The organism is Oscillibacter hominis (assembly GCF_014334055.1).
In the GTDB taxonomy this organism is placed as follows: Bacteria; Bacillota; Clostridia; order Oscillospirales; family Oscillospiraceae; genus Oscillibacter; species Oscillibacter hominis.
This window is the reverse complement of the sequence record NZ_CP060490.1, coordinates 2,533,823-2,552,265: the sequence shown is the minus strand read 5'-3', so window position 1 is coordinate 2,552,265 and position 18,443 is coordinate 2,533,823. Positions and strand designations below refer to the sequence as shown.

The window sequence follows — 18,443 nt, the reverse complement described above, 5'->3', positions numbered from 1 at the left end:
GCTTTCCATTATTTCCCGCCGTTGTAGTTGCGGCCGAACTTCAGATCATCCAGGTTGATGGTCCGGGTGGCGTCGTCTAAGAAGGGGTTTTGCTCCTCTTCCTTCGCAGGCTTCTCCTCCTCCGGCTCCCCGGCGGCAGGCTGCTCTTCGTTGTAGGCGGCCAGGATCTGTTCTTCGATCTCCTCAACGGAGTGGCTCTTCTCCTCCGGGGGCTGCACCGCCTGGACCGGCAGCTCCGGCAGCCCCTCCAAGAACGCCAGCTGCTTTTCACAGGCCTCCTTGGAGGTGCGGATGAACTCCGCCAGGGACTGCTGGCCGGCGCTCAGCCGCTGCTGCTGCGCCGACACCTCGTTCTGCAGGTCGCCGATCCGCTCTCTGGCCTTGGTCTCCGCCTCGGCAAGCAGCTCGTCCCGCTTCTTCTCGGCCTCCTGCACAATGCTGCCCGCCATCTTCTGGGCCGTCAGCAGCGCGGCTCGCATGGCGTCCTCCGTGGAGCGGTATTCCTCCACCTTGTCCACCAGGACCTTCAGCTTCGCCTTCAGCGCGGCGTTCTCCTTGTAAAGCGACGTATAGTCGTCGGTCAGTTCATCCAGGAACTCGTCCACCATGGCCATGTTGTAGCCACCCATCATCGCCTTGGTAAAGGCGTGGTTTGAAACCTCCTGCGGCGTCAGCATCAGAAAAACCCTCCCATAGGGGCGTCGCCCCTGTCTTTATTCATCAGCCTGACCAGCTCAGGCCACACATTCCCAGGCCGCGGCAGGGCGGCCGTCTCTTCGGCGTTCAGGACCGGCGCTCAAAAGTACAGGCCGTTGTTCTCCAGCTCGTCGATCAGGTCGCCCTCAATGTCCACATGGTAGGGGGTGATGATGTACGTGTTGGCAGCCACCTTTTTGATCTTGCCCTCGCCGGCATAGGCCACGCCGGACAAAAAGTCGATCAGGCGGCGGGCAATGTCCTTGTTGGTGGACTCCAGGTTGATGACCACGGTGCGCTTGTCCTTCAAGTGGTCGGCAATCTCAGAGGCGTTTTCAAAGCGCTCCGGCTTCACCAGCACCACCTTCAGCTGGGTGGTGGCGTGGATGTTTACCACCTTGTTGCGCCGGTCCTCGGCCACGGCCTTGCGCTCCGAGCGCCGGTCCTCAAAGGGGGACTCCTTCTTGCTCAGGTCAGGGAAGTCGTCCTCATATTCCTCGTCCTCATCCTCATAGGGATGAGTCCACTTCTTCAGCTCGTCCAGAATGCTCATGGCCGCAGCCTCCTCTTCTTGTGTAAGTCGTTTATTGGGCGCCATAATTCCGGGCGCCAAAGATCGCAGTGCCCACGCGGACCATGGTGGCACCGGCACGGATGGCATCGGCGTAATCGCCGCTCATGCCCATGGACAGGTATTTTAATTTATTATGAAACAATTTCTCGTTCATGTCAACATATAGTGTGTGAACTTGATGAAAAAACACCATATTTGCATGGGGAGCCGTTTCCACCGGGGGGATGGTCATGACCCCGCAGACCTCGACGTGTTCTTTTTTCAGGGCCTGCTCCGCCGCGCCCATCATCTCCGAGGGCGCAAACCCGGACTTGCTCTCCTCCCCGCCGATGTTGACCTCCAGCAGCACCTTCTGCCGCAGGCCCTGCTTGGCGGCGCATTTTTCAATCTCCTCCAGCAGCTCCAGGCTGCCCACGGACTGAATCAGCTCCACCTTGCCCACCACCTGGCGGACCTTGTTGCGCTGCAGGTGGCCGATAAAGTGCAGCGGCGCGCCGTCGTAGGCGTGCTGTTCGTACTTTTGCAGCATCTCCTGGACCCGGTTCTCCCCCAGCACGTCGATGCCGGCGGCAATGGCCTCCCGGCAGGCGGCCGCGTCGTTCATCTTGCTGGCGCCCACCAGGGTGATCTCCTCCGGCGCCCTGCCCGCCTCCCGGGCTGCGTCGGCGATATTCCGGCGCACTTGTGCAATGTTTTCCGCAATAGTCATATGAAAGCCTTCCTTTCCCAAACGCTTCTCTGTTTCCTCCGTCAATTTCCCACAATCTTTCCGTCGTACAGCTCACCCGCCGACAGGATCACCTGGTCGCCGGCGCGCAGCCGGCGCTTGTCCTCATCGGACGTGCCCCGGATCAGGCAGAAGTCCTCCCCGGTGTAGGTCACCTCCACAGGCTTAAACCGGGCGGTGACGCCCACCCGGCAGTAGACGCCGCTTTGGCCCGATTCGTCCACACGGACGGCGCTGCGCGGCACCCGCAGCCCCTCATGGGAGGAGCGGACCACGTCCGCGCTCTGCTGGCGCAGCAGCGTCACCTCGGAGAGGAACTTGTTGGTGGAAAAGACCACCACGCATCGGCCCTCCTCCGGCTCGCTCACGGACTCCACCTTCACGCGGAAGGGCGTGTCGATGCCCTTTGCAAAGCGCAGCGTGGTGCTGGAGGCCAGGCTCTCGGCGTCGGACTGGCGCAGCAGCGTCACAAAATACCAGGTGTCGCCGTAGATCAGCTTCCCCACCCGGGAGGAGACGGATCCGTCCCGCTCGATGGCGCGGAACTCCTTCGCCGTCATGGTCTTCAGCGTGTCCGGCACCAGGACGGTCTCATAGCCGTCCACCACCGCCGAATAGACGCCAGAGCTCTTGGCGGCGATCACTGTGGTGGCCGCCGAGGTCGTAGAGCGCAGGGCCTGGATCTGGCTCTGCACGTCGGCGATCTCTCCGGAGAGGTCCGCCGCGTCGGTATATGTATAGTCCCGTTTTAAAATCAGGGACCGCAGGTCGGAGAGGACGCTGTCCGCCGAGGTCAGCTTGTCCTCGGAGAGCGTCGTATGCAGGCTGGTGATCCGGGAGAGGATGTCGCTGTCCAGCCGCAGCGACACTTCCGAGGAGAGGGAGGCGTCCTGGGCGTACTGAAGCTGCTCCAGACGGGCGGAAAGCGCCTCGATCTGATCCCGGGCGTCCAGGGTGGACTGGTCCTTGTAGACCACGGCCAGCGTCTGGCCCGCGCCCACTTTTTCCCCTTCGCTCCGGCGCAGGTCCAGCACCCCGGCGCCGGCGTCGGAGAGCACCTCCTCCTGGCGCACCACGTACCCGGTGACGGTGACCGCGTCCTCCACCTGATACTCGTAGGCCGTGACCGTGGACAGCGGATCGGAGAAGTATCCGCCGATCTGGATCCCAAAGTAGGCCAGGATGCCCAGCATCAGCACGGTCAAAATTCCTTTTGTGACACCCGACTTCATGAAGCTTTCCTTTCTTCTGTAGACGCCCGCGGCCGAGGGCCGCCTTTTTTTATTCCTCTTCCTTCATCTCCACCGACCTGGCCGGCACCACCGTGGAGATGGCGTGCTTATAGATCATCTGCTGCTTGCCGTCGCTGTCCAGCATCACCACAAAGCTGTCAAAGCCGGAAATCACGCCCCGCAGCTGGAACCCATTCACCAGAAATACCGTCACCGGGATCCGGCCCCGTCTCACCTGGGAAAGAAACAGTTCCTGGTAGTTGGCTTGCTTTTGCATAAAACGTCCCCTTTTCTCTCTTGCGGCATGGCCGCTTCTTTGAAGTACGGACGTCCTGCGCCCGCCTGAGCTTATCCTAAGCCCTGGGCGGTGAGGATTTCTGTCGAACGGCGGAGCGCCGCGGCAAAATCCCGCTCCTTTTCCCACCAAATCCAGTGAATCTCCGGATTGCGGCGCAGCCACGTGAGCTGCCGCTTGGCATACTGGCGGGAACGGAGCTTGACCTCTTCAATGGCCTCCTCCTCGCTCTTCTCCCCCTCGATCACACCGGCAAACTCCTTGTAGCCGATGGCCTGGAGCGCGGTGGCGTCCCGGGGGAGGCCGCTTTGCAAAAGAGCCTTCACCTCATCCACCAGCCCATCGGCCACCATGCGCTCCACCCGGGCATCGATGAGGCGCTTCATCTCCTCCCGGTCCCGGAAGGCAAGGCCGATATACACCGCCTCATACCGGGGCGGCCGGAGCCTGCTCTCCTCGTTGTGGGCGGTGATGGTCTTTCCCGTCTCCAGATAGACCTCCAGCGCCCGCAGGATGCGCTTTTCATCCGCCGGATGCAGCCGCTCGGCGGCCTGGGGGTCCACTTGGCGCAGCTCCCGGAGCAGCGGTTCGATGCCCTGGCGCTCCAGCCGCTCCTGAAGCTCATGGCGGATTGCCCCGCCGGAGCCGCCGGGGGCGAAGCGTTCGCCCCGGATTAGAGCGTCCAGGTAGAGGCCCGTGCCGCCCACCAGGACCGGCTGCTTTCCCCGGCGGAGGATGTCCTCCACGCAATGGGTGGCCTCCTGGACAAAGCGGGCCACAGACCAGCTCTCCGCCGGATCGGCCACCCCCACCATGTGGTGGGGGACACCCCGCATCTCCTCGGGCGTGGGTGCCGCAGTGCCAATGGCCATGCCCCGGTAGATCTGCATGGAGTCCACGCTGACCACCTCGCCGCCCCAGCGCATGGCGATCTCCACGCCCAGGCGGGTCTTCCCCGAGGCGGTGGGGCCCACCACACAGATCAGCTTTCCCGCCATGTCAGTCCTCCGTGTCCATCAACCGTGTGACCAGCGGCCTGCCGTCCGCTCCCAGAAGCGGCGTCAGCCCGCCGCCGTAGCCCGAGCTGTGGTAAAAATAATTCACGCCGCTGGTCCGGTCCACCCAGACCTCGTTGGACTCCCCAATGGAGGATTCCTTATAAACCCGGACAAATCGCTTTTCCTTTCCCATATGGCTCCTCCCTTGCGGGCACTATGCCCGCTTGAACATCTTCTCCAATTCGTAGCGGCTTAGCTTCACCGCCACAGGGCGGCCGTGGGGGCAGTATTTGATCTCCCCCGACTGGACCCGGTCCACCAGCACCCGCAGCTCCTGCTCAGAGCTCTCCATGCCCGCCTTGATGGCGGCCTTGCAGGCCATGGTGTGGAGCAGCTTCTCCCTGCGCTCATCCACGTCCCGGCCGCTGCGCAAATTTTCCGCAAACTCCTCCAGCGTGGCCTCCGCGTCGGCCGCGTCGATGTCCGCGGGCACCTCCCGCACCAGGACCGACCCACCGCCGAAATCCTCGCAGGCAAAGCCGAATTCCCTTAATAGCTCCAGGTTCTCAAGCAGCAGCGCCCCGTCCTCCCGGGAAAGCCCCAGCGCAATGGGCGAGAGGAGCTGCTGGCGCATGGGAGGCTCCAGGCGGGCCTTCATGCGGTCAAAATTCACCCGTTCATGGGCGGCGTGCTTGTCGATGAGCCACACGCTGCCGCCCGCCTCCTCGCAGATGATGTAGGTCTTGAGCACCTCCCCGGCAATGCGCCAGGGCGTCTCATCGTCCCCGCCTCCCCCGTCGGGCAGGGGCATGGACTGCTGCTCCGCTTCCGGAGGGCGCCCGGCAGTCTGCTCCGCCAAAGCCGGCTTCTCCCCGCCCGCCGCGCGCTCTCCACGCAAAGGCTCCGCGTCCGGCGGGGCGAACTCAGATTCCCGCCGGTAGGCCGGGGCCTGAGGCGCCGTGTCATGCACCGCCCACTTCCCGCTCAGCTCCGTGTCCCAGGCCGGAGGCTGAGCGGGCAGCACAATACGGCCTGACGCCGGTCGCACGGCCGGCGCGGCGGGGCGTACGGGCGCGGCAGGAACGATGGGCCGCGTGCCGGAGGGCGCCGGAGCAGAGGGCCTTGGGGCCGCAGAGGGCACGGGAACCCCATCCGCCCGTCCGCCAACACTCTCCCGATAGGTTTGGGCGTCCATGGCCTTGAAGAAGTCCTCCCGGTGAGCGGGGGCCGCTGGTTTCCCATCCTGGTCCAGCGCGTCCAGCACCGTGTGGAACACGGCGTCAAAGACTTCCTTCTCCCGGGCGAACTTCACCTGGGTTTTGGCCGGATGGACGTTCACGTCCACCGCCGTCACCGGCAGCTCCACATGGAGCACGCAGCCGGGAAAGCGGCCCTTCATAATCTGGTTGCGGTAGCCCTCCTCCAGCGCCGCCGTCAAAAGAGGCGACTTGATGAAGCGGCCGTTGACAAAAAAGGTCTGCATGCTGCGGGACCCTCGGCCCGCCAGGGGCTTGGTGACAAAGCCATGCACCGCCACCTCGCCGCCCCGGCCGGAGACCTCCACCAGGCTGTGGGCAAAGTCCCGGCCCAGTGCGGCGTACACGGCGGAGGACAGCTTCCCGTCCCCCGGGGTGTGAAGGGCCTCCACGCCGTCCTTGATGAACTGGCAGGAAACCTCCGGGTGGGACAGCGCCAGGTGCTGCATCAGCCCCATCACCGCCGCCGTCTCAGCCATGTCCTTCTTCATGAACTTGAGCCGGGCCGGTGTGTTGTAAAAAAGGTCCTGTACTGAAACCGTGGTGCCCTGAGGAGCCCCGGTCTCCTCCACCCGGCCGGGCACGCCCCCCTCCAGATGGAGCCGGGCGCCGGTCAGCGCCCCGGCGGGGCAGGTGCAGATATCCAGCCGGGACACGGCCGAGATGGCGGCCAGCGCCTCGCCGCGAAACCCCAGCGTGCCGATCTTCCCCAGGTCGCTCTCCTGGCGCAGCTTGCTGGTGGCGTGGCGCAAAAAGGCGGTGGGCAGCTCCTCCGGCGCGATGCCGCAGCCGTTGTCCGTGACACGGATCAAGCCCATGCCGCCCCGGCGCACCTCCACCGTCACGGCGGTCGCGCCCGCGTCCACCGCGTTTTCCACCAGCTCCTTCACCACGCTGGCAGGGCGCTCCACCACCTCGCCGGCGGCAATCAGGTCCGCCACATGGGAGCTCAGTTGTTGAATTCTTGCCATGTTCCGGTTCCTTTCCCTATGGCCTGCTCCAGGCTCCGCCATAGCCCAGTGCCTCCACCAGATTCCTAAGCGACTGGGCGGACTGCTCCGCCCGTCCCTCCTCGCTGAGAGACCGCAGCAGGATGTTTTTCCCGTCGGTCTCAATGTTTACGGTCCAGCCCGGTTTGTCGTTGCCCAGGGCGTCGCGGTTGGGCCAGCAGTGGACGGAGCGGATCTGATCGCGGCCGATGGATGTTCCCGCCAGCTTCAGCGTGGAGCCGGACACCGTCCACTCCACCGACTCCTCCCGCCTGCCGCCGGGGAGCAGGCGGTCAAAGACGGGGTAAAAGACCCTAAGCAGCACATAGGCCAGCAGCGCCGACAGGATGCTGAGCGGCAGGGCGTCTATGGGCAGGGACCGCACGGCCCAACAGACCGCGCCGCCGCAGAGCAGCGCGCTCAGCAAAGCCGTCAGCGCCGTGTGCTTCCATTCCCCGGCCGGGGCCAGGGTCAGCGTTCCGCTTTTCATACCGTATCCCCCCTCATGAAAGCAGCATGGTCACCGACAGGGCGTTGACCCCGGCGTGGAGCAGAATGGACGTCCACAGCGTCCCGGAGTGCTCGTAGGCCCAGCAGAAGACCACGCCGGGCACCAGGTACTCCACCGTCAGCACCAGATAGGAGAGATCGTGGCTGCCCACGGCGTATTGCCACACATGGAGCAGGGCAAAGAGCAGGCAGGACGCGGCGTAGGCCGCGAAGCGGCTGCGGGGCCGTATGCCGCCGAAGACCAGCCCCCGGAACAGCACCTCCTCCACAAAGGGCGCGAGGGCCACCACAATGAGGATGGTGGTGCGGGGCGCGGCGCTGATCTGAGCGGAGATGGTCATGTCGTTGAGGTTGGTGTGGGCGCCGGTGGCCATTTTGGCCAGGCGGTACACCAGCTCGTTGAGGCCGTAGAAGGCCACAAAGCCCATGGCCAGCGTTTTGAGGCTGTTGTTGAGATTGTTGACGAACAGAGTGGACGTGCGTCCAATGAAGCGGTGAAACAAAATCAGCGTCACCGCAAATACGACATAATAATAAATGGTGTTGCCCAGGGACTCCCCGATCTCCACCCCAAGCAGCCGGCCCAGCAGGTCCAGGGCCGGGCGGGTGGCAAAGGGCAGCACCGCCACATAGAGCACAAAAAACACGGTGCCGGCGATCTTTTCCCCGTCGCTTAAGCCGGCGGCAGCGGCCCGTCTTGCCATGGATGTTCCTCCTCTTGTTGAGTTTGTTCCGCCGCCTACGACAGCTTCTGCTTGAGCTGGTAGAGGAGGTTCATGGCCTCCAGGGGCGTCAGCGTCTCCACCTGGCAGCGGCGCAGGGCGTCCAGCACCTCCGCCTCCCCCACGGCCGAGAGGGATACCTGGGGCTCCTCGGTCCGGGGCGCCACGTACTGCACGCCGTTGGCCTCCTCCAGTTCCTTAAGAATCATTTTAGCCCGCTCCACCACCTTCGCGGGCAGGCCCGCCAGCCTGGCCACCTCGATGCCGTAGCTGCGGTCCGCGCCGCCGGGCAGGATCTTGCGCAGGAAGATGATGTCCTCGCCCCTGGTCTTCACGGCGATGTTGTAGTTCACGGCGCCGCTGAGGCTGTTCTCCAGCTCCGTCAGCTCGTGGTAATGGGTGGCGAACAGTGTCTTGGCCCGCTTTTTCTCCGCGCAGTACTCCAGCACCGCCCGGGCGATGGACATGCCGTCAAAAGTCGAGGTGCCCCGGCCGATCTCATCCAGGATCAGAAGGCTCCTGGAGGTGGCCTGGTGGAGAATCTCCGACACCTCGGTCATCTCCACCATAAAGGTGGACTGCCCGGCGGCCAGGTCGTCGCTGGCGCCGATGCGGGTGAAAATCCGGTCCACCACGCCGATGCGGGCGGAGGCGGCCGGTACAAAGGAGCCCATCTGGGCCATGAGGACGATCAGCGCCACCTGGCGCATGTAGGTGGACTTTCCCGCCATGTTGGGGCCGGTGATGATGGCCACCCGGTTCTCCTTCTCCCCCATGAAGGTGTCGTTGGGCACAAAGAGGCTGTCCTTGAGCATCCGCTCCACCACTGGGTGGCGGCCCTCGTGAATCTCCAGGGCGCCGGATTCATCCACGCTGGGGCAGCAGTAGTGGTTGCGCACCGCCACCTCCGCCAGCGAGCACAATGCGTCCGCCTCCGCCGCGGCAGCGGCCGTCCGCTGGATGCGGACAGCCTGGGCGGAGACCTTCTCCCGCAGCCGGGTAAAAAGCTCATATTCCAGCGCCTTCACCCGGTCGGAGGCCGTCAGGATGGTGTGCTCCAAATCCTTGAGCTCCTGGGTGATGTAGCGCTCTCCGTTGGCCAGGGTCTGCTTGCGGATATAGTGGTCCGGCACCTTGTCAGCGGCGGACCTGGATACCTCGATGTAGTAGCCGAACACTTTGTTGTAGCCCACCTTCAAGGTGCGGATGCCGGTCTTCTCCCGCTCCTGGGATTCAATGCCGGCGATGACGCCCTTGCCGCCGGAGAGGATGTCCCGCAGCCGGTCCACCTCCGCGTCGTAGCCCGGGCGGATAAAGCCACCCTCCCGGACGGAAAAGGGCGGCTCGTCCCCAATGACGGCGGCGATCTCCTCCGCCAGGTCCGTGAGGGGGTCCAGCTCCCCGGCCAGCTCGCCAAGGCGGCGGTCGGTGAAGCGGCCTAACTGCTCCAGCACGGCAGGCAGCCGCTCGGCGGAGGCGCGCAGGGCGGCCATATCCCGGGCCCCGGCGGTGCCGTAGACGATGCGCCCGATGAGCCGCTCCAAATCCCCCATGCCGGTGAGGGCCGCCACGATCTCCTCCCGGGCCGCCGTATCCTCCACCAGGGCAGAGACGGCGCTCAGTCGGCGCTGGATGGCCGTAACGCTCAGAAGGGGCCGCTCTAAGAAGCTGCGGAGCATCCGCCCGCCCATGGCGGTTTTCGTCCGGTCCAGCACCCAGAGGAGGCTCCCCTTCTTCTCCTTGCCCCGGAGCGTCTCCGTCAGCTCCAGGTTCCGCCGGGCGGTCAAATCCAGCTCCATGAACCGGCCCTGCTCATAGTAGTCCAGGTCGTTGATGTGGGAGAGGGTGGTCTTCTGGGTCTCATAGAGATAGCTCAAAAGGCCCCCCAAGGCCATGGCGGCCGCGGGATTCCCAACGGGCAGGCGGGAGAGCGCCTCCCGGCCGAACTGCATGGCGATGTGCTCCTCCGCAGCCTTCAGGCCGAAGCGGCCCTCGCCGCCGTTTTCCACCCGGCAGTGAAACCGCTCCCGCAGCGTCTCCGTCAGCTGCCCCTCCGACGCGGCGGCATCGTTTAAAATGGCCTCCGCCGGGGAAAAGCGGCCGATCTCGTTGATCACATGCTCCAGCCGCTCCCGGCCGGAGCAGGAGGTAAGGTGGGTTTTGCCGGTGGTGATGTCACAAAAGGCCACGCCGGCGTTCTGTGAGTCCAGGTACACGCCGCACAAAAAGTTGCTGCTCTTATCCTCCAGGCAGGCGCTGTCGATCACCGTGCCCGGGGTGATGACACGGATGATGTCACGCTTCACCAGCCCCTTGGCCGTGGCCGGGTCCTCCATCTGCTCGCAGATGGCCACCTTATAGCCCTTGGCGATGAGCCGGGCGATGTAGCTGTCGCTGGCGTGGTAGGGAATCCCGCACATGGGAATTTTCTCCTCCGCGCTCTTGTTGGGGTCCTTGTCCCGGCTGGTCAAAGTCAGGTCCAGCTCCTGGGAGGCTGTCCGGGCGTCCTCGTCGAACATCTCGTAAAAGTCGCCCAACCGGAAAAAGAGGATGGAATCCTTGTTCTCCTCTTTGATCTTCAAATACTGCTTCATCATGGGGGTCAGCTCTGCCATGTACTCACCTCGCCTGTTTTTCTCTGTCTTTTTTATTCGGCGGCCAAAAGGCGGTCCAGCGCCTCATTCCGGTCCGCCTCCACCAAAGGGGCCATGGATGGGGCGTACCGGGAGGCGTCCGCCTGCCGCAGCGCACGCTTAAGAACCGGTTTCAGGTCCGGCCGCGCCTCGCCGATCAGCCACAGGTGCTGGATGCACTGCCGGGCCACGATGGGCTTAGGATCCTCCACGCAGGCAAGGTAGTCCCCCAGCGCCCGATCCACTTTTCCATCCCGGTCCCATTGGGCGTTGGCCGCCACCAGCCGCAGTCCCCGCATGCGCACAAAGCTGCTCTTGTGGGCCAGCATGGCGGCAAAGTCGTCGAACCAGCCGAAGACAGCGTCGCTCTCACGGCTTTCGGCCTCCAGGGCCAGGAGGCTTGCATAGGCGGCGCCTGCGTCCTTGCCGGTCAGCAGGGCCACATGGGCGCCGATCTCACGCTCCAGCATCCTACACCTCAAATACGGTGCCGGCGGACATGTAGTCCATCCGGCCGCCCAAGAGTTCCTTCAAAATCCCATAGGCCTCGGCCCCGGTGCAGTGGCCCGTGCGGTAGACGGTGCCCGCTCTTCCGGCAAGCTCCCGCCCCACGGCCTCCACCAGCTCCCGGGGCTCGGCGGCGCCGGTGCCGGGGTTGAAGAGGTGGAAGCCGGAGAACACGCAGTCCGGTGAGCGGCCCAACATCCCCTCCGCCGCGCGGAGGATGTTGACGATGCCCCGGTGGGCGCAGCCGGCCACCAGCACCGTCCTGCCTTCGGCGGTGATCAGAAGGTTCTGCTCATGGCGGAAGTCCTCCGCCGGATACTCGTCCCCTTCCCTGCGCCGCAGCGTTTTGTTGGCGCCGGAAGGATAGTCGCGGCTCTCCACCCGGGAGAAAAGGCGCAATTCATCGTCTATCACCTCGTCCTCGCCGCACAGGACAAAGCGGCCCCCGTACCTGCGCGCCGCCTCGGAGAGGCCGATGTACTCCGGCGTGCCGCTTCCCACGGCGTAGTGAGGCTCAAAGGCGTAGCGGCTCATGTAGACTTTGGCGCGGCTGTTGCGCCTGCAAAAGAGCTCCAGGCCGCCGCCGTGGTCATAGTGGCCGTGGGAGAGCACCGCCGTGTCCACGGCGGAAATGTCCACGCCCAACTTCTCCGCGTTTTCCAAAAAGGCCGCGTTTGGCCCCATGTCAAAGAGAAGCCTGTGGCCCGGCGTCTCGATATACAGGCTCAGCCCATGGGCGTGGGCCAAGTCCGGCCGGCAGGCTGTGTTTTCCAAAAGGGTGACGACTTTCATCCGCTTCTCCTTTCCTTACTCACTCCACCGCCTCACCGAAGAGGGCCCAGGTGTTGGCGTCCGTGATGCGGGCGGTGGCAAAGCTGCCGATCAGGTCCCTGCTTCCCAACAGGTGCACCAGCCGCCCGCCGTTGGTCCGGGAGCTGAGGGGCCAGCGCTCATCGCCGCTCTCCCCATCCACCAAAACCCGGACCGTGCTGCCCACATAGGCCGCGTGCTGCCGGGCAGAGATTTCGTTCTGTGCGTCTAACAGCCGGTCGAACCAGACCTGCTTTTCCGCCCGGGTGGCTGGGTCGGGCATGGCCGCGGCCGCCGTGCCCGGCCGGGGGCTGTAGATAAAGGTGAAAAGGGCGTCAAAGCCCACCTCCCGCACCAGGGACACGGTGTCCATGGCCTCGGCCTCCGTCTCCCCGGGAAAGCCGATGATCACATCCGAGGTCAGAACCAACCCCGGCATCACGTCCTTGGCGTAATTCACCAGCTCCAAATACTTCTCCCGGGTGTAGCGGCGGTTCATGGCCTCCAGCACCCGGTTGTTGCCGGACTGGAAGGGCAGGTGGAGCTGCCGGGCCACGTGGGGGCAGCGGGCCATAGTGTCAAAGAGCTTGGGCGTGGCATCCTTGGGATGGCTGGACATAAAGCGGATGAGGTAGTCCCCCTCCACCTCGCCGTCGATCCGCGCCAGAAGGTCTGCAAAGTCCATGCCCGTGCCCAGGTCCCGGCCGTAGGAGTTGACGTTCTGTCCCAGGAGGGTGATGTCCTTGTACCCCTCCGCCACCAGGCCCCGCACCTCCTCCAGAATGCACTCCGCATCCCGGGACCGCTCCCGGCCGCGGACGTAGGGCACGATGCAGTAGGAGCAGAAGTTGTTGCAGCCGTATATGATGGAGACCCAGGCCTTGACGCCCTTGTCCCGCACCACCGGCAGCCCCTCGGCAATCGTGCCCGGCTCGTCGTCGATGGAAAAGACGCGACCCCGGCGGGTGTAGACCTGGTAGAGGAGCTCCGGGAACCGCCACAGGGCGTGGGGGCCGAACACCAGGTCCACGTGGCGGTAGCTCTCCCGCACCTTTTTGGCAACGGAGGGCTGCTGGGCCATGCAGCCGCACAGGCAGATCACCTGGGCGGGGTTGGCCTTTTTCGTATGGGTCAGGGCGCCCAAATTGCCATAGACCCGCTTTTCCGCGTGCTCCCGGACGGCGCAGGTGTTCAGAAGCACCAAATCCGCCTGGGCGGGCTCGTCGGTAAAGGTGAAGCCCATAGTCTGGAGCATCCCCATAATCCGCTGTCCGTCGGCCACATTCTGCTGGCAGCCGAACGTATCCACGCAGGCCGTGGGGGCCTTTCCCTGGTCCTGCCAGTAGGCCATGATTTTTTGCTCAAATCCCCGCTGGCGGGCAAGGTCCGCCTGGGGAACCAATACACGATTTCGTTCCAAACTTCTATCCTCCGAAAAAAGGGTAAAACCCGCGAATTTAACTGAATGATTATAGCACAACGCACAAAAAAGCACAAGAAGACATTCCGGGAAAGCGCGGCGATTACAGCAAAGGCAGCCGGCAAATACCTATCTGTCGGCTGTCCATCCGCTTAATTTACGTTTTCTCCGTCTATCTCTATAAATTGTGGGTATCTTTCACAAATCAAAGTCATTGCAGCCATTGTGTTCGGCAGATCATCTTTTTCCCAGTGAGCAGCCTTTCTCCAACCCTGTGCGGCGCCTCGTTTCCATCCTCTTAATAGAAACCGGCTGATTCCCTGCTTGATCGTCGTACACGTGACTCCCTGCTCGTCGGCAATCTGCTTGATAAAGGAATTGCAGTCAAGGCAATCTTTGTTTTGTATGGAAAGTGTCAACATCCGTTTGAGATACTTCCTGCCCTTTCCCAACGGCAGCCCAAACTGGCTGATGTAGCGTTCTATCCGGTATTCATCCTCGTCATGCATACCTGCCCCCGCCCCCTGTTCAAAAGCCAAATTTGCACCATCATTATACTTTTGCTCATAATATTAGTCAATAGCTTACCAATAAAGACAGCAATATCCTGCGCAAAACTTTATACTATCCATATAGCAAGCGAAAGGGCGGTGTTTATGAAAGAAGTCGAATTCTCGAACCGCGACCGGTTTATAGAACTTGGCCTCACGATCGCCGCCCTGCGGAAGAGAAAAGGCATGTCTCAGGAGCAATTGGCAGAAAGGGCCAGGATCAGCCGTTCGTTCTTGAGCACCATCGAAGCACCAAACATCCTGCGTCCTTTCTCTGTGGAGGTGCTCTACAACATTGCCGATGCCTTGGAAGTCCGGGCGGGGGACCTGCTGAACAGTTCTTTTCCTGCGGAGAAAAAGTAAATCAAATATACGAAGCCCGCCTTTTATAAAGGCGGGCTGGTTTTATGAATTACCTGCCGCCGCCCTTTCATAGCCATTGCTGCAAGAAACGGCCTCCCGCGGGCATACTACGGAAAAAGGAGGAGTTTCCATGCATCTTTGGCACGACGTCTCCCCGGCCCACATGGCCCCGGAGGACTTTTGGGCGGTGATCGAAATTGAGAAGGGCTCCAAGAACAAGTACGAGATCGACAAGGAGACCGGCGCGCTGCGGCTGGACCGCATCCTCTACACCTCGACCCACTACCCCGCCAACTACGGCTTTCTGCCCCGGACCTTCGCCGACGACGGCGACCCCCTGGACGTACTGGTGCTGTGCAGCGAGGGCATCCACCCCATGAGCCTGGTGCGCTGCTTCCCCATCGGCGTCATCGTCATGCACGACGGCGGCAGCCGGGACGAAAAGATCATCGCCATCCCCTTCGACGACCCGGCCTGGAACGTCTACAGCGACATCTCCCAGCTACCCGCCCACATCGCCACGGAAATGCGCCACTTTTTCTCCGTCTACAAGAACTTAGAGGGTAAGCGCACGGAGATCGGCCAGGTGTTCTCCCGGCCGGAGGCCGTCCGGGTCATCGAAGACTGCCTGGAGGCCTACCGGATCAAATTTGAACAATAGTCGAGAAGGAGGAACGGACGTTCCTCCTTTTTTGCCGCTGGAAAGGGTGGATTTCCCGGGAAAATCAGATTACAATGTCCCTTAAGCTACAAAGAAAAGAGGGATTCCATGAAATCAGACCGGACCCACATCGGCCTTTCGCCCCTGGGGCTGGAGCCGGGCAGCGAAACCGGGGCCCTTCAGGAGAAATCCGGCGGCCCGGAGCCCCTCCCCGCGCTCCTGCAGGAGCAGGAGTGGAAGGTCTTCTTCACCGGCAGCTTTTGGGGCCACCACGGCCGGGAGCGGGCGGGCCGGGAGGTTCGCGTCGGGGCCTCCTTTCCCTGGGGAGACGCGCTGTGGCGGGTTCCGGCGGTCTACGTCTGCGGCAAGGGGCTGGTGGCGGACTTCTGTGCCCGGGTGGCGCCGGAACGGGTGCTCGCCTTTTGGAACAAGTGGGACCTCTCCCCGGAGCGCGGCGAACCAAATCTCACCGACGAGCAGCGGATGGAACTGGAGGCGGAAAATCCCTTGTCCCTGAACGTGGACACTCAGATGGCGGTGAACGGCAGGCCCCTGCCCAACTCCCACGGCTGCGGCTTGAGCTGGAACCCCTGCCTGCCGGGGGAGATGCAGGAGCGGGAGGCCCGGGACATCCTGGCCCACTACAGCCTGGACCCGGCCTATGGCTGGATTTTGCTGCGCCGTTCCTTCCGCTGGGTTACATCGCGCCCGCCGGCTCTGCGCTCCCTCCAGGTGACGCTGCGCCAGGAGCCGCTCTCCCTCCCCGGGCCCCGGTTCCGTGTCTCCGGGCCAGGCGATTCCGTCCCCTTTACCCATCCCCTCACCGGCGCATCCCACACGCTCTATGTGGACGACTGCCAGCCCCAGGAGCTTTCCAATCTCCGGACGGACGGCCTGCCCACCCACTTTTGCCTGATGCGCTACCACCTTCTGCCGGACCTGCCGCAGGACGGCTTTTCCGTCCGGGACTGCCGGGAAAGCGACCCGCCCCGGAACCGGGAGGGGGCCGGTACGGCCCTGGGCGGCGCGGTGACGGTGGGCATCATCGGCGGCGCCGACGGCCCCGTCGCCGTATTCACGGAGGGAGGCTCCAATCAGCGCGCTGCCTGCTCCTCTCTAAGGTTCGAGCCACCGCCGGAGGTGGAGTGGCGCATGGAGTTCCGGGTCAAAACCCAGCCGGATCAAACGGCGGACCTCCTGTAAGCACGCTCCCCGCGGAATGCGCGATTGTCGCTGCCATATTAAAAAAAGAGCGAAGGCCGAATGGCCTTCGCTCTTTTGGCTTATTTGACGCGCTCGCCGGCTGCTTCCTTGGCGGCGATTTCCTTCATGGCGTCCTTGTGGGAGAGGTTCACACGGCCCTTCTCGTCGATCTCGGTGACCTTGACCCACATCATGTCGCCGATCTTGCAGGCGTCCTCCACCTTTTCGATGCGGTGATCGGCCAGCTTGGAGATGTGGACCAGGCCGTCCTTGCCTGGGGCCAGCTCCACAAAGGCGCCGAAGGTCATCAGGCGCACCACGCGGCCGTAGTACAAAGAGCCCACCTCGGGCACGAACACGATGTCGTCGATGCACTTCTTGGCGGCGTCGCAGGACTCGGGGTTGGGGGCGGAGATGAACACGGAACCGTCGTCGTTGATGTCGATCTTGGCGCCGGTGTCGGCCACGATCTTCTGGATGACCTTTCCGCCGGAGCCGATGACCTCCCGGATCTTATCGGGGTCGATGTGCATAGTGATCATCTTGGGGGCGTACTTGCTGACCTCCTTGCGGGGTGCGGCGATGCAGGGCAGCATGATCTGGTCCAGAATCTCACAGCGGGCGTCGTAGGTGATGTCCAGCGCGTTGCGGATGATCTCCATGGTCAACCCGTCGTTTTTGAGGTCCATCTGGATGGCGGTGATGCCCTTCTTGGTGCCGGCCACCTTGAAGTCCATCTCGCCGTGGAAGTCCTCCACGCCCTGGATGTCGATGAAGGTGGTGAAGCCGCCGTTGTCGTCCTGGATCAGTCCGCAGGAGATGCCGGCCACAGGGGCCTTGATGGGCACGCCGGCATCCATGAGGGCCAGCGTGGAGCCGCAGATGGAGCCCTGGGAGGTGGAGCCGTTGGAGGAGACCACTTCGCTGACCACGCGGATGGCATAGGGGAACTCCTCCACAGAGGGCAGCACCGGCAGCAGCGCCCGCTCAGCCAGGGCGCCGTGGCCGATTTCCCGGCGGCCGGGGCTCCGGGCGGGCTTGGCCTCGCCCACGCTGTAGCCGGGGAAGTTATAGTGGTGCATATAGCGCTTTTCCGTCTCCTCCCAGATGGTGTCCAGCTTCTGGGCGGCGGAAAGGGTGTCCAGGGTGCAGGCGGAGAGGACCTGGGTCTGGCCGCGGGTGAAGAGGCCGGAGCCGTGGACCCGGGGCAGGATGCCCACCTCGGCGCTTAAGGGACGGATCTCGTTGCTCTTGCGGCCGTCCACACGGTGGCCCTCCAGCAGCCAGGCCTTGACGATCTTCTTCTGGAACTTGTAGGTGATCTCCTCCAGGTACTGGTCCATGTTGGGATAATCCTCCAGGAACAGCTCGTGCCAGTGGTCGATCAGGGCGTTCCAGCGGCTTTCCCGGACGTTCTTGTCGTCGGTGTCCATGGCGGCCTTGGCCTCGTCCATGGTGGCGGAAACAATCTTGTCAAAGAGCTCCTGGTCAAAGTCCGCGTGGGGGTAGTCGAACTTGGGCTTGCCGATCTCGCTCACCATCTGGTTGATGAGGGCGATCTGCTTCTGGTTCTCCTCATGGGCCATGCGGATGGCCTCGTACATGGTATCGTTGTCCACCTCGTTGGCGCCGGCCTCGATCATGACCACCTTCTTGCCGGTGGAGACCACGGTGACGTCCAAATCGGAGGTCTTGCGCTGCTCACTGGTGGGATTGAAGACCAGCTTGCCGTCCACCAGGCCCACCTTCAGCGCGCCGATGGGGCCGTTCCAGGGGATGTCGGAGATGGCCAGGGCGGCGGAGGTGCCGATGAGGGCGGCGATCTCCGGGGAGCAGTCGTGATCCACGCTCATGACCGTGGCCATGATGGAAACGTCGTTGCGGAAGTCATAGGGGAACAGGGGGCGGATGGGGCGGTCGATGACCCGGGCGGTCAGGATGCCCTTCTCGCCGGGGCGGCCTTCCCGGCGGTTGAAGCTGCCGGGGATGCGGCCCACGGAGTACATCTTCTCCTCAAAGTCCACACTCAGGGGGAAGAAGTCGATGCCGTCCCGGGGGCGGGGGGCGGCGGTGGCGCACACCAGCACACGGGTGTCGCCGTAGCCCACCATGACGGCGGCGTTGGCCAGCTCGGCCAGCTTGCCCACCTCCAGGAAGAGGGGCCGGCCGGCCAGCTCCATTTCGTATCTGCGGCAGCCGGGGAATTGTCTTTGGGTGATGATTGTTGACATGGTTTGTCTCCTTTACAGAATTTTTCCGCATGGGAGCCAAACCATTAGCACTTGAAGCGGCGCCC

Annotated in this window: 19 protein-coding genes; 3 read left to right on the top strand and 16 right to left on the bottom strand. The window is 63.5% G+C overall.

The features are described 5' to 3' along the window. Positions 1-8: 8 nt before the first annotated feature. The 15 genes from H8790_RS12555 to H8790_RS12485 form a co-directional block, all read right to left on the bottom strand. Entirely contained in the window at positions 9-677 is a 669-nt protein-coding gene (locus H8790_RS12555; protein WP_187332854.1) for a DivIVA domain-containing protein, read from the bottom strand. Positions 678-796: 119 nt separating this feature from the next. Then, entirely contained in the window at positions 797-1,249 is a 453-nt protein-coding gene (locus H8790_RS12550) for a cell division protein SepF (protein WP_187332853.1), read from the bottom strand. 31 nt (positions 1,250-1,280) lie between these two features. Further along, positions 1,281-1,979 (bottom strand): YggS family pyridoxal phosphate-dependent enzyme, encoded by a 699-nt coding sequence (locus H8790_RS12545; RefSeq protein WP_187332852.1) that lies wholly within the window; start codon positions 1,977-1,979, stop codon positions 1,281-1,283. A 41-nt stretch (positions 1,980-2,020) separates the two neighbouring features. Beyond that, positions 2,021-3,229, bottom strand: a complete 1,209-nt coding sequence (locus H8790_RS12540) for an HlyD family efflux transporter periplasmic adaptor subunit (RefSeq protein ID WP_187332851.1) — start codon at positions 3,227-3,229, stop codon at positions 2,021-2,023. 49 nt (positions 3,230-3,278) lie between these two features. Beyond that, entirely contained in the window at positions 3,279-3,506 is a 228-nt protein-coding gene (gene hfq / locus H8790_RS12535; protein ID WP_187332850.1) for an RNA chaperone Hfq, read from the bottom strand. A 71-nt stretch (positions 3,507-3,577) separates the two neighbouring features. Continuing rightward, entirely contained in the window at positions 3,578-4,522 is a 945-nt protein-coding gene (gene miaA / locus H8790_RS12530; RefSeq protein WP_187332849.1) for a tRNA (adenosine(37)-N6)-dimethylallyltransferase MiaA, read from the bottom strand. A gap of 1 nt (position 4,523) precedes the next feature. Continuing rightward, entirely contained in the window at positions 4,524-4,715 is a 192-nt protein-coding gene (locus tag H8790_RS12525; RefSeq protein WP_187332848.1) for a DUF6440 family protein, read from the bottom strand. 21 nt (positions 4,716-4,736) lie between these two features. Then, positions 4,737-6,749 (bottom strand): DNA mismatch repair endonuclease MutL, encoded by a 2,013-nt coding sequence (mutL, locus tag H8790_RS12520; protein WP_187332847.1) that lies wholly within the window; start codon positions 6,747-6,749, stop codon positions 4,737-4,739. A 16-nt stretch (positions 6,750-6,765) separates the two neighbouring features. Continuing rightward, entirely contained in the window at positions 6,766-7,257 is a 492-nt protein-coding gene (locus H8790_RS12515; RefSeq protein WP_187332846.1) for a hypothetical protein, read from the bottom strand. A 13-nt stretch (positions 7,258-7,270) separates the two neighbouring features. Beyond that, positions 7,271-7,981 (bottom strand): CPBP family intramembrane glutamic endopeptidase, encoded by a 711-nt coding sequence (locus H8790_RS12510; RefSeq protein ID WP_187332845.1) that lies wholly within the window; start codon positions 7,979-7,981, stop codon positions 7,271-7,273. Between the two features lie 35 nt (positions 7,982-8,016). Beyond that, a complete protein-coding gene (mutS, locus tag H8790_RS12505; protein ID WP_187332844.1) occupies positions 8,017-10,614 on the bottom strand; it encodes a DNA mismatch repair protein MutS in 2,598 nt (865 codons plus the stop codon). A gap of 32 nt (positions 10,615-10,646) precedes the next feature. Beyond that, positions 10,647-11,102: a SufBD protein gene (locus H8790_RS12500; protein WP_187332843.1), complete on the bottom strand. Its 456-nt coding sequence runs from the start codon at positions 11,100-11,102 to the stop codon at positions 10,647-10,649. A gap of 1 nt (position 11,103) precedes the next feature. Next, positions 11,104-11,931: an MBL fold metallo-hydrolase gene (locus tag H8790_RS12495; protein WP_187332842.1), complete on the bottom strand. Its 828-nt coding sequence runs from the start codon at positions 11,929-11,931 to the stop codon at positions 11,104-11,106. Positions 11,932-11,950: 19 nt separating this feature from the next. Beyond that, entirely contained in the window at positions 11,951-13,369 is a 1,419-nt protein-coding gene (gene miaB, locus H8790_RS12490) for a tRNA (N6-isopentenyl adenosine(37)-C2)-methylthiotransferase MiaB (RefSeq protein ID WP_243208509.1), read from the bottom strand. Positions 13,370-13,521: 152 nt separating this feature from the next. After that, a complete protein-coding gene (locus H8790_RS12485; protein WP_187332841.1) occupies positions 13,522-13,908 on the bottom strand; it encodes a hypothetical protein in 387 nt (128 codons plus the stop codon). Positions 13,909-14,025: 117 nt separating this feature from the next. On the opposite strand from H8790_RS12485, the gene H8790_RS12480 reads away from it, so the two are divergent. The 3 genes from H8790_RS12480 to H8790_RS12470 all read left to right on the top strand — a co-directional run bounded on the left by H8790_RS12480 (position 14,026) and on the right by H8790_RS12470 (position 16,147). Further along, positions 14,026-14,283, top strand: a complete 258-nt coding sequence (locus H8790_RS12480; protein WP_187332840.1) for a helix-turn-helix domain-containing protein — start codon at positions 14,026-14,028, stop codon at positions 14,281-14,283. 130 nt (positions 14,284-14,413) lie between these two features. Continuing rightward, positions 14,414-14,944, top strand: a complete 531-nt coding sequence (locus H8790_RS12475; RefSeq protein ID WP_187332839.1) for an inorganic diphosphatase — start codon at positions 14,414-14,416, stop codon at positions 14,942-14,944. Between the two features lie 108 nt (positions 14,945-15,052). Beyond that, positions 15,053-16,147, top strand: a complete 1,095-nt coding sequence (locus H8790_RS12470) for a hypothetical protein (RefSeq protein WP_187332838.1) — start codon at positions 15,053-15,055, stop codon at positions 16,145-16,147. Positions 16,148-16,227: 80 nt separating this feature from the next. Here the strand turns inward: H8790_RS12470 and H8790_RS12465 are convergent, their stop codons facing one another. Then, positions 16,228-18,378, bottom strand: coding sequence for a polyribonucleotide nucleotidyltransferase (locus H8790_RS12465; RefSeq protein WP_187332837.1), 2,151 nt, complete (start codon positions 18,376-18,378; stop codon positions 16,228-16,230). Positions 18,379-18,443 lie beyond the last annotated feature (65 nt).

What these genes read in the sequence shown, in the direction of transcription:
- H8790_RS12555 (WP_187332854.1), bottom strand. Translation starts at nt 677, where the DNA reads ATGCTGACGCCGCAGGAGGTTTCAAACCACGCCTTTACCAAGGCGATG.
- H8790_RS12550 (WP_187332853.1), bottom strand. Translation starts at nt 1,249, where the DNA reads ATGAGCATTCTGGACGAGCTGAAGAAGTGGACTCATCCCTATGAGGAT.
- H8790_RS12545 (WP_187332852.1), bottom strand. Translation starts at nt 1,979, where the DNA reads ATGACTATTGCGGAAAACATTGCACAAGTGCGCCGGAATATCGCCGAC.
- H8790_RS12540 (WP_187332851.1), bottom strand. Translation starts at nt 3,229, where the DNA reads ATGAAGTCGGGTGTCACAAAAGGAATTTTGACCGTGCTGATGCTGGGC.
- hfq (WP_187332850.1), bottom strand. Translation starts at nt 3,506, where the DNA reads ATGCAAAAGCAAGCCAACTACCAGGAACTGTTTCTTTCCCAGGTGAGA.
- miaA (WP_187332849.1), bottom strand. Translation starts at nt 4,522, where the DNA reads ATGGCGGGAAAGCTGATCTGTGTGGTGGGCCCCACCGCCTCGGGGAAG.
- H8790_RS12525 (WP_187332848.1), bottom strand. Translation starts at nt 4,715, where the DNA reads ATGGGAAAGGAAAAGCGATTTGTCCGGGTTTATAAGGAATCCTCCATT.
- mutL (WP_187332847.1), bottom strand. Translation starts at nt 6,749, where the DNA reads ATGGCAAGAATTCAACAACTGAGCTCCCATGTGGCGGACCTGATTGCC.
- H8790_RS12515 (WP_187332846.1), bottom strand. Translation starts at nt 7,257, where the DNA reads ATGAAAAGCGGAACGCTGACCCTGGCCCCGGCCGGGGAATGGAAGCAC.
- H8790_RS12510 (WP_187332845.1), bottom strand. Translation starts at nt 7,981, where the DNA reads ATGGCAAGACGGGCCGCTGCCGCCGGCTTAAGCGACGGGGAAAAGATC.
- mutS (WP_187332844.1), bottom strand. Translation starts at nt 10,614, where the DNA reads ATGGCAGAGCTGACCCCCATGATGAAGCAGTATTTGAAGATCAAAGAG.
- H8790_RS12500 (WP_187332843.1), bottom strand. Translation starts at nt 11,102, where the DNA reads ATGCTGGAGCGTGAGATCGGCGCCCATGTGGCCCTGCTGACCGGCAAG.
- H8790_RS12495 (WP_187332842.1), bottom strand. Translation starts at nt 11,931, where the DNA reads ATGAAAGTCGTCACCCTTTTGGAAAACACAGCCTGCCGGCCGGACTTG.
- H8790_RS12480 (WP_187332840.1), top strand. Translation starts at nt 14,026, where the DNA reads ATGAAAGAAGTCGAATTCTCGAACCGCGACCGGTTTATAGAACTTGGC.
- H8790_RS12475 (WP_187332839.1), top strand. Translation starts at nt 14,414, where the DNA reads ATGCATCTTTGGCACGACGTCTCCCCGGCCCACATGGCCCCGGAGGAC.
- H8790_RS12470 (WP_187332838.1), top strand. Translation starts at nt 15,053, where the DNA reads ATGAAATCAGACCGGACCCACATCGGCCTTTCGCCCCTGGGGCTGGAG.
- H8790_RS12465 (WP_187332837.1), bottom strand. Translation starts at nt 18,378, where the DNA reads ATGTCAACAATCATCACCCAAAGACAATTCCCCGGCTGCCGCAGATAC.